General features: G+C 72.4%; 10 protein-coding genes. 8 read left to right on the top strand and 2 right to left on the bottom strand.

Annotated elements, in window-relative coordinates; all coding sequences use genetic code 11:
- Positions 1-105 precede the first annotated feature (105 nt).
- Positions 106-1,191 (top strand): branched-chain amino acid aminotransferase, encoded by a 1,086-nt coding sequence (locus IF43_RS0126780; protein WP_030205819.1) that lies wholly within the window; start codon positions 106-108, stop codon positions 1,189-1,191.
- A gap of 157 nt (positions 1,192-1,348) precedes the next feature.
- Here IF43_RS0126780 and IF43_RS0126775 read toward each other — a convergent pair whose 3' ends face one another.
- Positions 1,349-2,779, bottom strand: coding sequence for a cytosine permease (locus IF43_RS0126775; protein WP_030205813.1), 1,431 nt, complete (start codon positions 2,777-2,779; stop codon positions 1,349-1,351).
- 192 nt (positions 2,780-2,971) lie between these two features.
- On the opposite strand from IF43_RS0126775, the gene ureA reads away from it, so the two are divergent.
- From ureA to IF43_RS0126745, 6 genes are all read left to right on the top strand, one after another.
- A complete protein-coding gene (gene ureA / locus IF43_RS0126770; RefSeq protein ID WP_030205810.1) occupies positions 2,972-3,667 on the top strand; it encodes an urease subunit gamma in 696 nt (231 codons plus the stop codon).
- Positions 3,664-5,397, top strand: coding sequence for an urease subunit alpha (locus IF43_RS0126765; protein WP_051796229.1), 1,734 nt, complete (start codon positions 3,664-3,666; stop codon positions 5,395-5,397). Before ureA ends, IF43_RS0126765 begins: the two co-directional genes overlap by 4 nt.
- Positions 5,398-5,487: 90 nt before the next feature.
- Positions 5,488-6,546: an agmatine/peptidylarginine deiminase gene (locus tag IF43_RS0126760; RefSeq protein WP_051796228.1), complete on the top strand. Its 1,059-nt coding sequence runs from the start codon at positions 5,488-5,490 to the stop codon at positions 6,544-6,546.
- Positions 6,547-6,564: 18 nt separating this feature from the next.
- Positions 6,565-7,185 carry a TetR/AcrR family transcriptional regulator gene (locus IF43_RS0126755; RefSeq protein WP_030205794.1) on the top strand — a complete coding sequence of 207 codons (621 nt, stop codon included), beginning with the start codon at positions 6,565-6,567 and terminating at the stop codon, positions 7,183-7,185.
- A 304-nt stretch (positions 7,186-7,489) separates the two neighbouring features.
- A complete protein-coding gene (cimA, locus tag IF43_RS0126750; protein WP_030205788.1) occupies positions 7,490-9,091 on the top strand; it encodes a citramalate synthase in 1,602 nt (533 codons plus the stop codon).
- A gap of 67 nt (positions 9,092-9,158) precedes the next feature.
- A complete protein-coding gene (locus IF43_RS0126745) occupies positions 9,159-10,592 on the top strand; it encodes a hypothetical protein (RefSeq protein ID WP_030205785.1) in 1,434 nt (477 codons plus the stop codon).
- Positions 10,593-10,672: 80 nt separating this feature from the next.
- Here IF43_RS0126745 and IF43_RS0126740 read toward each other — a convergent pair whose 3' ends face one another.
- Positions 10,673-11,299 carry a YceI family protein gene (locus tag IF43_RS0126740; protein ID WP_030205783.1) on the bottom strand — a complete coding sequence of 209 codons (627 nt, stop codon included), beginning with the start codon at positions 11,297-11,299 and terminating at the stop codon, positions 10,673-10,675.
- Positions 11,300-11,577: 278 nt separating this feature from the next.
- Between IF43_RS0126740 and IF43_RS0126735 the strand changes: the two genes are divergently transcribed.
- The coding region (locus IF43_RS0126735) for a carboxyl transferase domain-containing protein (protein WP_030205780.1) at positions 11,578-12,000 on the top strand (423 nt) is incomplete at its 3' end.

Here is a 12,000-nt window from a genome sequence, read left to right as displayed (position 1 = left end):
GCCGCGGCATGCGGGAATGCGCGGACGTCCTCAGGCCGGACGTCCTGCAGTCCCGTACGGCGTGAGCGCGGTCCGTCACACACAACCGGTGAAGGACTAGCACTCATGACGACGCCCACGATCGAGCTCAAGCCCTCCTCGAACCCGCTGTCCGACGCGGAGCGCGAGGCGATCCTGGCCAGCCCCGGATTCGGCCGCCACTTCACCGACCACATGGTGACGATCAAGTGGACGGAGGGACGCGGCTGGCACGACGCCGAGCTCGTCCCGTACGCGCCGCTGTCCATCGACCCGGCGAACATGACGCTGCACTACGCCCAGACGATCTTCGAGGGCCTCAAGGCGTACCGGCAGCCCGACGGCACCGTGGCCACCTTCCGCCCGGAGGCCAACGCGGAGCGCTTCCAGGCCTCCGCCCGCCGCATGGCCATGCCCGAGCTGCCCACCGAGCTGTTCATCGCCGCCTGCGACGCACTGATCCAGCAGGACCGCGACTGGGTGCCCGGCTCCGGCGAGGCCTCGCTGTACCTGCGGCCCTTCATGTTCGCGGCCGAGGTCGGCCTGGGCGTCCGCCCCGCCAACGAGTTCCTCTTCATCGTCATCGCCTCGCCGGCCGGCGCGTACTTCCCCGGTGGCGTCAAGCCGGTCTCCGTCTGGCTCTCCGAGGACTACGTCCGCGCCGTCAAGGGCGGCACCGGCGCCGCCAAGACCGGCGGCAACTACGCCGCCTCCCTCGTCGCCCAGGCCGAGGCCGCCGGCCACGGCTGCGACCAGGTGGTCTGGCTCGACGCGGTCGAGCACCGCTGGATCGAGGAGATGGGCGGCATGAACCTGTACTTCGTGTACGGCGACCGCATCGTCACCCCCGAGCTCACCGGCTCGCTGCTGCCGGGCATCACCCGCGACTCGCTGCTGAAGATCGCCCGCGACCTCGGCTACACCGCCGAGGAGGGCCGGATCTCCACCGAGGACTGGAAGCGCGACGCCGCGAACGGCACCCTGACCGAGGTCTTCGCCTGCGGCACCGCGGCCGTCATCACCCCGGTCGGCTCCGTGAAGTCCAAGGGCGGCGACTGGAGCCAGGGCAACGGCGAGCCCGGCGAGGTCACGATGAAGCTCCGCAAGGCGCTCCTCGACCTCCAGACCGGCCAGGCCGAGGACACCCACGGCTGGATGCACCCGCTCGGCTAGTCCGCGGGTACGACGCCACCCGTCGTACGGACATACGAAGGCCCGCCCCCGGTGAGGATCCGGGGGCGGGCCTTTTCCGTGGCCGGTGAGGGCCGGCCGCGGGGGTTCGGGCGTCCGTGCCGTGTGGCGGGACGCCCGGCGCGACCGTGTCAGTCGGTCACGCGGAGGCCTCCACGGGATCGGCCGCCGGTGCAGGGGCGGCCGCGGGCGCGGAGGAGCGGGCGGTCAGGAGCAGGTAGGCGAGGCCGCCCACCAGTCCCGAGAGGACGAAGCTGCAGTCCACCCCGCCGGTCAGGGCCAGCAGCGGGCCCTCGTACACGGTGGTGGAGACGGCGCACAGGCCCACCCCGGCGCCCAGCGCCCAGGAGACGGTGGCCGGCAGGTTCCAGCCGGCGCGGTACCAGTAGACGCCGCCGCGCGAGCGCCGGTTGAAGACCTGGAGGGCGTCGGCGTCGTACACGCCCCTGCAGCGGACGAAGCCGATCAGGGTGATGACGGCCCACGGGGTGCCGATCGCGGTGAGCAGCAGCACGAACGAGGTCATCGCGGCCTGCGCGTTCCACTCGAAGGAGCCGACGAAGACGAAGGCGGTGGCGACGGCCGCGGCGATCACGGTCGCCTTGGTGCGGGTGGCCCTGGGCACGATCGCGTCCAGGTCCAGGCCCATCGAGTAGAGCATCAGGCCGGCGTTGCCGACGGAGCCCGCGGAGGCGGCCAGCAGCAGCGGCACGAGGTACCAGAGGGGCGAGGCCGCCACGAGCGGGGCGGCGTACTCCAGTCCGGCCTTGGCCGCCAGGGCGGTGTAGGTGCCGAACAGCTGCGGGGTCAGCAGGCCGACGAACAGGCCGAGGCAGGTGGCCCAGAAGACCGTGCGGGAGCTGTGCCGGACCGGGGAGACGTAGCGGGTGTAGTCGCCCAGCAGCGTGATGAAGGCGACGGGTCCGCTGAGGCCCGCCGCGACCACGGCCAGCAGCCAGGTCGGCCAGAAGGAGCCCAGCAGGTACGGGGTGTCCGGCGGGGCGGCGGTGGTGAAGTCGCCGGCGTACGCGTACACGCCGATCGCGAGGAGGATCACCATCCCGATCGACAGCACCTTGCTCATCCGCAGCAGCAGCCGGTAGCCGAAGACGGCCCCGACGACCGTACAGGCGGCCAGGGCGCCGTACATCACGGCACGCGAGACGCCGCTGTTCGGCAGGCCGGTGAGCCGGGAGAGCGCGCCCACCATCACGTCGCCGCCGATCCACAGGGTCAGGGCGGTGTAGCCGAGCGAGAGCAGCAGGCCCACGATCGAGCCGACCAGGCGGCCGCGGACGCCGAACTGCGCGCCGGAGGACGTCGACAGGTTGGTCGCGGTGCGCAGCGAGATCAGCGCGAGCGGCGCGGTGACCGCGATTCCGGCGAGCGTTCCGGCCACGATCGCGGTGACGGACGGCCACCAGCCCAGCCCGAAGGAGGGAGGCAGCCAGCCGAAGACGATCACGCCGAGGCAGAGGTTCGAGCCGAGCAGGATCGCCACGAGGTCCCGCGGGCCGCTCGTGCGCTCTTCCTCGGGGATGGTGTCGACTCCGCGCTGTTCTATCGGCATGAAGGGCGCTCCCTGGCGAGGACGGAACGGGGACGGTCGCATTCCGGTGACGGACGGCACCCCGGCGGACGTCAGGGTTCCGTTTTTCTTTGAACGACACTCAATGTGACTCAGGTCTGCTGTCAGGTCAATGATTCACGCCAACGAAATGAAGAGTTAGAGTGATGCTCTAAACCCTTGGAGGTGGACGTCGTGCGACTGACTCCCACGGAGCGCGACCGGCTGCTGCTCTTCGGCGCCGCGGAACTGGCCCGGGCCCGCCGGGCCCGCGGCCTGAGACTCAACGTTCCCGAGGCCACGGCCCTGATCGCCGACACGGTCTGCGAGGCCGCCCGCGACGGAAAGCGGCTGGCCGAGGCCATCGAGGCCGCCCGCAGCGTGCTCGGCCCCGAGGACGTGCTGCCCGGCGTCGCCGACGTGGTGACCGAGGTGCACGTCGAGGCCGTCTTCGACGACGGCTCCCGGCTGGCCGTGGTGTCCGCGCCCATCAAGGGCGCCGCCGGCCTCGGCGCCGACGCCCCCGGTGCGGTCGTACCCGGCCCCGAGACCCCGGCGCCCGAGCCGGCCGTCACCCTGCCCGTGCGCAACACGGCGACGGTGCCGGTGAGCGTGACCTCGCACTTCCACTTCTTCGAGGCCAACCCCCGACTGGACTTCGACCGCGCCGCGGCCTACGGCATGCGGCTGTGCGTTCCCGCCGGCTCCTCGGTCCGCTTCGACCCGCTCGGCGAGGCCGAGGTGGGGCTCGTACCGATCGGCGGCGACCGGATCGCCATCGGCTTCGCGGGCCTGGTCGACGGACCGCTCGACGCGCCGGGAGCGAAGGAAGAGGCCCTGCGCCGCGCCGCCGCGTGCGGCTACCTGGGAGTGAAGGAGGACCGGCGATGAGCAGGCCCAGCAGGCACAGCGACCACTGCGCCCCCGGCAGCCGCCACATCGACCCGCACGAGTACGCGGCCGTCTTCGGCCCGCGCGCCGGCGACCGGGTCCGGCTGGGCGACTCCGGGCTGACCGTACGGGTCGAGTCCGACGCGCAGAAGCCCGGCGACGAGTTCCTGGCCGGCTTCGGCAAGACCGCCCGCGACGGGCTGCACCTGAAGGCGGCCGCGGTCCGCGAGACCTGCGACGTCGTCATCAGCAACGTGCTGGTGATCGACGCGGTGCTCGGCATCCGCAAGGTGTCGATCGGCATCCGCGAGGGCCGCATCCACGCCATCGGCCGGGCCGGCAACCCCGACACCCTCGACGGCGTCGACGTCGTCGTCGGCACCGGCACGAGCATCGTCTCCGGCGAGGGTCTGATCGCCACCGCCGGCGCCGTCGACACCCACGTGCACCTGCTGTCCCCGCGTGTCATGGAGGCCTCGCTCGCCGCGGGCGTCACCACGATCATCGGCCAGGAGTTCGGACCCGTCTGGGGCGTCGGGGTCAACTCCCCGTGGGCGCTCAAGCACGCCTTCAACGCCTTCGACGCGTGGCCGGTGAACATCGGCTTCCTGGCCCGTGGTTCGTCCTCGGACGCCGCGCCGCTGGTGGAGGCCCTCGCCGAGGGAGGCGCGTCCGGCTTCAAGGTCCACGAGGACATGGGCGCCCACACCCGCGCCCTGGACACCGCCCTGCGCGTCGCCGAGGAGCACGACGTCCAGGTCGCCCTCCACTCCGACGGCCTGAACGAGTGCCTCTCCGTCGAGGACACCCTGAAGGTGCTCGAAGGCCGGACGATCCACGCCTTCCACATCGAGGGCTGCGGCGGCGGCCACGTCCCCAACGTGCTGAAGATGGCGGGCGTGCCGAACGTCATCGGCTCCTCGACCAACCCGACCCTGCCCTTCGGCCGCGACGCGGTCGCCGAGCACTACGGGATGATCGTCTCCGTCCACGACCTCAAGCCGGACCTGCCCGGTGACGCCGCCATGGCCCGCGACCGCATCCGCGCCGGGACCATGGGCGCCGAGGACGTGCTGCACGACCTCGGGGCGATCGGCATCACCTCCTCCGACGCCCAGGGCATGGGCCGGGCCGGTGAGACCGTCCGCCGCACCTTCGCCATGGCCGCCAAGATGAAGGCCGAGCTCGGCCCGCTGGACGGCGACGGCGAGGGCGACGACAACGCCCGCGTCCTGCGCTACATCGCCAAGCTCACCATCAACCCGGCCCTCGCCCACGGCCTGGCCCACGAGATCGGCTCCATCGAGGTCGGCAAGCTCGCCGACATCGTCCTGTGGCGCCCCCAGTTCTTCGGCGCCAAGCCCCAGCTCGTGCTGAAGTCCGGCTTCCCCGCCTACGGCGTCACCGGCGACCCCAACGCCGCCACCGACACCTGCGAACCCCTCGTCCTCGGACCGCAGTTCGGCGCGTACGGGGCCACGGCCGCGGACATCTCGGTCGCGTTCGTCTCCGCCGCGGCCGCCGCGCTGGGCTCGGACGAGATGCCCACCCGGCGCCGCCGGGTCGCCGTCCGCGGCACCCGCGGCATCGGCCCGAAGGACCTGCTCCTCAACTCCCGGGTGGGCGCGGTCGACGTGGACCGCACCAGCGGCCTGGTCACCCTCGACGGCAGCCCGCTGCAGTCGCCGGCCGCCGACTCGATCGCCCTGAACCGCCTGTACTTCCTGTAGCCCGCGCCCCGCCCCGCGGACCCACCCCGGACCGCGCGGGCACCGCCCCGCAGCCCGCCCGCGCCCCGCACCACCCCGAAGGACCCGACCATGACGCACCCTGCCGGTACCCCCGCCGCCGACGGCTTCCGCATGCCCGCCGAGTGGGCACCCCACGAGCGCACCTGGATGGCCTGGCCCAGCCCCAACCCGACCTTCACCACTGCCGAGGAGCTCGCCGAGGCCCGCGCGGCGTGGGGCGCGGTGGCCCGCGCCGTGCGCGCCCACGAGCCCGTGACCCTCGTGGTGAGCCCCGGCGACGCCGCCGTCGCCCGCGCGATCGCCGGCGCCGGCGACGGCCACGAACTCACGGTCGTGGAGCGTGAGCTCGACGACGCCTGGATGCGCGACATCGGCCCCACCTTCGTCACCAACGACCGGGGCGAACTGGCGGCCGTCGACTGGACCTTCAACGGCTGGGGTGCCCAGGAGTGGGCCCGCTGGGAGCACGACTCCAAGATCGCCCGGCACGTCTCCGACCTCGCAGGCACCCGCACGTACAGCACCGCACTCGTCAACGAGGGCGGTGCCATCCACGTGGACGGCGAGGGCACCGTGCTCCTGACCGACACCGTGCAGCTCGGCGAGGGCCGCAACCCCGGCTGGACCCGCCAGCAGGTCGAGGCCGAGATCCACGCCCACCTCGGCACCACCAAGGCCATCTGGCTGCCCTACGGCCTGGCCGGCGACTACGGCACCTACGGCACCCAGGGCCACGTCGACATCGTCGCCGCCTTCGCCCGCCCGGGCGTGGTCATGGTCCACGCGCAGCCCGACCCGGCCCACCCCGACCACGAGCGGTGCAAGACCATCGCCGCCCTGCTGCGCGCCGCCACCGACGCGCGGGGGCGCCGCCTGGAGGTCGTGGAGATCCCCGCCCCGACCGTCCTGGAGGAGGACGGCGAGTGGGTGGACTACTCCTACATCAACCACCTCATCTGCAACGACGGCGTCGTACTGTGCGCCTTCGACGACCCGCGCGACGAGGAGGCGGCCGAGATCTTCCGGGGCCTGTTCCCGGACCGTACGGTCACGCTCGTGGACGCCCGTACGATCTTTGCCGGGGGTGGCGGCATCCACTGCATCACCCAGCAGCAGCCCAAGGTGTGACGAGGTAGAGGAGTGGCCATGGCGGGTGGGGCGCGTGCGCGGAAGAACGCGCCGCCGCGCGAGGAGGTCCTCGCGGCCGCCATGGCCATGATCGCCGAGCGCGGCCTGGACGGCCTCACCATGGCCGCCCTCGGCCGCGAGGTCGGCATGAGCAGCGGCCACCTCCTCTACTACTTCCGCACCAAGGACGAGCTCCTGCTCCAGACCCTGGAGTGGAGCGAGGCCAACCTCGGCGCCGCCCGCTCCGCCCTGCTCTCCCGCCGCGCCCCGGTGCGCGAGCGGCTCGCCGCGTACGTCGACCTGTACGTGCCGGACGGCCCCCGCGACCCGCACTGGACGCTCTGGCTGGAGGTCTGGAACCGCTCCCAGGAGGCCGGCCCCGAGGAGCGCGACCGGCAGGCCGCCATCGAGGGCGCCTGGCACCGCGACCTGGTGGCCCTGCTCGCCGAGGGCGTCTCCCGCGGCGAGTTCCGCGCGGTGGACGCCGACCGCTTCGCCACGCGTACCCGCGCCCTGCTGGACGGCTTCAGCATCCAGCTGGCCGTCGGGCTGCCGCTCCTGGACCGGGCGGGGATCCTGGACCACGTACGAGAGTTCGTCGAGGACGGGCTGCGGCCCGACCCGGCGCCCGGCATGTGACCCGGCCGACGACCGCATCGTGAGATGCCGTCTCGGGCGCGCCCGGCCGTGTGCAAGACTGCGGGCGTGCTGGCCTTCACCATGATTATGGGAAGCAGCGCGCCGGTCCGCTTTGACCGCTGACCACGGGACATCCCCCGTGGTGGCGGACATCGTGCCCCAGACCCGCGCGCAGACCTCTCGCACCCGCGAGGGGTTTTTTCGTTTCCCGGCCCCATTCCTGCCGGGGGCGGATCTCGCGCGAAGATGGGAGCAAGTGGATCCCGGGCATCCGGACCACTCATCCGACAGGAGTCAGACCAGCATGACGACAGAGGTCATCGACGACGCGTTCCACGTCTTCGACACCACGCTGCGCGACGGCGCCCAGCGCGAAGGCATCAACCTCACCGTCGCGGACAAGCTGACGATCGCCCGTCACCTGGACGACTTCGGGGTGGGCTTCATCGAGGGCGGCTGGCCCGGTGCCAACCCCCGCGACACCGAGTTCTTCGCCCGGGCCCGTGCCGAGATCGAGTTCAGGAACGCCCAACTGGTCGCGTTCGGCGCCACGCGCCGGGCCGGCGGCAAGGCCTCCGAGGACCCCCAGGTCAAGGCGCTGCTCCAGTCCGGGGCCCCGGTGATCACCCTGGTCGCCAAGTCGCACGACCGGCACGTCGAGCTGGCCCTGCGCACCACCCTCGACGAGAACCTGGAGATGGTCCGCGACACCGTCTCCTACCTGCGCGAACAAGGGCGTCGGGTGTTCGTCGACTGCGAGCACTTCTTCGACGGCTACCGCGCCAATCCCGAGTACGCCAAGTCCGTGGTGCGCACCGCCCACGAGGCCGGGGCGGACGTCGTGGTCCTGTGCGACACCAACGGCGGCATGCTCCCCGCCCAGATCCAGGCCGTGGTCTCCACCGTGCTGGCCGACACGGGCGCCCGCCTGGGCATCCACGCCCAGGACGACACCGGCTGCGCCGTCGCCAACACCCTGGCCGCCGTCGACGCGGGCGCCACCCACGTCCAGTGCACCGCCAACGGCTACGGCGAGCGGGTCGGCAACGCCAACCTCTTCCCCGTCGTCGCCGCCCTGGAGATCAAGTACGGCCGCAAGGTGCTGCCCTCCGGTGCGCTGGCCGAGATGACCCGCATCTCGCACGCCATCGCCGAGGTGGTCAACCTGACCCCCTCCACCCACCAGCCGTACGTCGGCGTCTCGGCCTTCGCCCACAAGGCCGGGCTGCACGCCTCCGCCATCAAGGTCGACCCGGACCTCTACCAGCACATCGACCCCGAGCGGGTCGGCAACACCATGCGCATGCTGGTCTCCGACATGGCCGGCCGCGCCTCCATCGAGCTCAAGGGCAAGGAGCTCGGCGTCGACCTCGGCGGCGACCGCGCCCTGGTCTCCCGGGTGGTCGAGCGGGTCAAGGAGCGCGAGCTCGCCGGCTACACGTACGAGGCCGCCGACGCCTCCTTCGAGCTGCTGCTGCGCGCCGAGGCAGAGGGCCGCGCCCGCCGCTACTTCCGCACCGAGTCCTGGCGGGCCATCGCCGAGATGCGCCCCGACGGCAACCACGCCAACGAGGCCACGGTCAAGATCTGGGCCAAGGGCGAGCGGATCGTCGCCACCGCCGAGGGCAACGGCCCCGTCAACGCCCTCGACCGGGCGCTGCGCGTCGCGCTGGAGCGGTTCTACCCGCAGCTGGCCAAGTTCGAGCTGGTGGACTACAAGGTCCGCATCCTGGAGGGCAAGCACGGCACCGAGTCCACGACCCGCGTGCTGATCACGACCTCCGACGGCGAGAACGAGTGGGCCACCGTCGGCGTCGCCGACAACGTCATCGGCGCCTCGTGGCAGGCGCTCGTCGACGCCTTCACCTACGGCCTGCTCCGGCAGGGCATCCAGCCCACCGAGTGAGCCGGGCAACCTGCCCCTTATCCCATCGAAACGCCCGAAAACCCCCCGTTCGGGTAGCGTCGAGGATATGAGGACCAGGCTGATGTCCGCACCGTCCGCACCGCCCGTCCTGGCCGTGTTGTTCGGGCTGCTGCTCGTCCTGTCCGCGGGAGCCGTCGGGACGGCCCCCGCCGCCTCGGCCCTGACCGGGGCGTCCCGCCCCACGGCCACGAGCCCCGCCACCGGTCCCGCCGCCGTGGCCGAGGCCCTGCGGAAGGGTCCGGTGTACGTCGACCCGCGGGCCGCGGCGCAGCTGCCGCCGGCGGCGGCCGACGCACTGGCCGAGAAGATCAAGGACGCGGACAAGCCGGTCTTCGTGGCGGTCCTGCCCGCGACCGACGAGTTCCCGGCGTCCAGCGTGCTGCGCACCGTGCGCACCGGGACCGGCATCACCGGCCTGTACGCGATCCGGCTCGGCGACGGCTTCAACGCGGGCGCCGACCCGGTGGTCCTGTCCCGGCAGGCGGTCGGCAACCTGGTCGCCGCCGCCAAGGCGGGCGGCCCGGTCGACGCCACCACCCAGCTCAACTCCTTCGTCGACCAGGCCCTGCCCCAGACCCGGGGCCACGCCCCGGACTCCTGGTCCGGCACCGGCGGCTCCTCCGGCGGCAGCTCCACCGTCGGCCTGGTCGTGGTCGGCGGACTGCTCGTGGCCGGCGGGGCGGGTGCGTACACCCTGGTGCGCCGCAACCGGAAGAGGAAGGAGGAGCGCGAGCGCGAGGCCGTCGAGAAGCTGCGCGTGGTCGTGGACGAGGACATCACCGCCTTCGGCGAGGAGCTCGACCGGCTCGACTTCCACCCCGGCGAGGCGGGCGCCGACGACGCCATGCGGGCGGAGTACGAGAAGGCCCTCGACGCCTACGACGGGGCCAAGCAGATCATGGGGCGGGTGCGGCACCCGGACGAGGTGCGCGGGGTGACCCGGGCCCTGGAGGACGGCCGCTTCGCGCTGGCCGTGCTCGCCGCGCGCCGGGAGGGCCGGCCGCTGCCCGAGCGCCGGGCGCCCTGCTTCTTCGACCCGCGCCACGGGCCGTCCACCGACGACGCGGACTGGGCCCCGGCCGGGGGAGCGGTGCGCACCGTCCCGGTGTGCGCGGCCGACGCGGTGCGGCTGCGCCAGGGCCGGGACCCGCTGGTGCGGACCGTCGACACCGAGCACGGGCCGCGCCCGTACTACGACGCGGGCCCGGTGTACGGGCCCTGGGCGGGTGGGTACTTCGGCGGCGGGATCCTGCCCGGCCTGCTCGTGGGCACGATGCTGGGGTCGATGATGGCGACCCCGGCCTACGCCTCCGACTTCGGCGGGTACGAGAGCGGGTACGGCGGCTACGACGGGGGCGACGTCTCCGGCGCCGACTTCGACGCGTCGGGCTTCGGCGGCGGTGACTTCGGTGGCGGGGGCGGGTTCGACGGGGGCGGCGGCGGGTTCGACGGCGGGTTCGACGGCGGGGGCGGCTTCTGACCCCCGGCCGGTTCGGGGGTGCACGGCGGCGGGGGCGGCGCGGTGGCCGCCCCCGTGGGGTCCGTACTCCCGGTCCGGGGTCAGGCCTGCTTGATCGCGGAGATGTCGAAGGTCAGCTTCACCTTGTCGCTCACCACGACGCCGCCGGTCTCCAGCGCAGCGTTCCAGGTCAGGCCCCAGTCCGAGCGCAGGATGTCCGTGCTGCCCTCGAAGCCGACGCGCTGGTTGCCGTACGGGTCGGTGGCGGAGCCGTTGAACTCCAGGTCGATGGAGAGCGGGCGGGTGACGTCCTTGATCGTGAGGTCGCCGGTGATCCGGTAGGTGTCCCCGCCGAGGAACGCGGCCTCGGTGGAGCGGAAGGTCATCAGCGGGAACGTCTCGGCGTCGAAGAAGTCACCGCTGCGCAGGTGGCCGTCGCGGTCGGCGATGCCGGTGTCCACGGAGGCGATCTTGACGTCGATGGCGGCCGTGGAGCGGGCCGGGTCGGAGCCGTCCAGGTGGAGGGTGCCCTCGTGGTCGGCGAAGGAGCCGCGGACGTTGGTCACCATCGCGTGGCGGACGGTGAAGCCGATGCTGCTGTGGGCCGGGTCGATGACGTAGTCACCGGTGAGCGCGGCGAGCGCGGGGTCCACCGCGACGGTGGCGACGGAGCCGGCCGGGGCGGCGTTCGGGGTGGTCTCCTTGGTGCGACGGTTGAAGAGAGCCATGGTGTCCTCCGGTGAGCGGGTCCGGGCGGGGTACCCGGAGAGCGGTTCGTTGAATGTTGAACTTTCAACGAGAACGACACTAGACCCATTCCGTTCAAATTTCAACAGAACTCGCCGGGGTGACGCATCCTTGTGGAGACTCCACAAAGGCCATTGGTCCCATCTGGTGACTCGCCCACAGCGGCGAACGGTTCTGTCCGGGACGGACAGCGGAACACGCGCGAGACTGTGGAGAGCCAACGGAGAGATTTGCTTCGTCGGCTTCGTAAGGTCGGTACATGACCGTTGTGGACCAGACCCCCGGCGAGCCGACGGACGCTCGCGGCCGCGTGGCCGAGCTGCACGCCCTGCGCGAGCAGGCGCGCCGCGGCCCCAGTGACCGCGCGACCGAGGCGCAGCACGCCAAGGGCAAGCTGACGGCCCGCGAGCGCATCGAGCTGCTGCTCGACGCGGGCTCCTTCCGTGAGGTGGAGCAGCTGCGCCGGCACCGCGCCCAGGGCTTCGGGCTGGAGGCGCGCAAGCCGTACACCGACGGTGTCATCACCGGTTGGGGCACGGTCGAGGGCCGCACGGTCTTCGTGTACGCGCACGACTTCCGGATTTTCGGTGGCGCGCTGGGTGAGGCCCACGCGACGAAGATCCACAAGATCATGGACATGGCCATCGCTGCGGGCGCCCCGTTGGTGTCCCTGAACGACGGC

This window comes from Streptomyces sp. NRRL S-87 (assembly GCF_000719335.1).
Classification (GTDB): Bacteria; Actinomycetota; Actinomycetes; order Streptomycetales; family Streptomycetaceae; genus Streptomyces.
The sequence above is the reverse complement of the archived record's forward strand: the minus strand, read 5'-3'. Positions and strand labels throughout refer to the sequence as shown.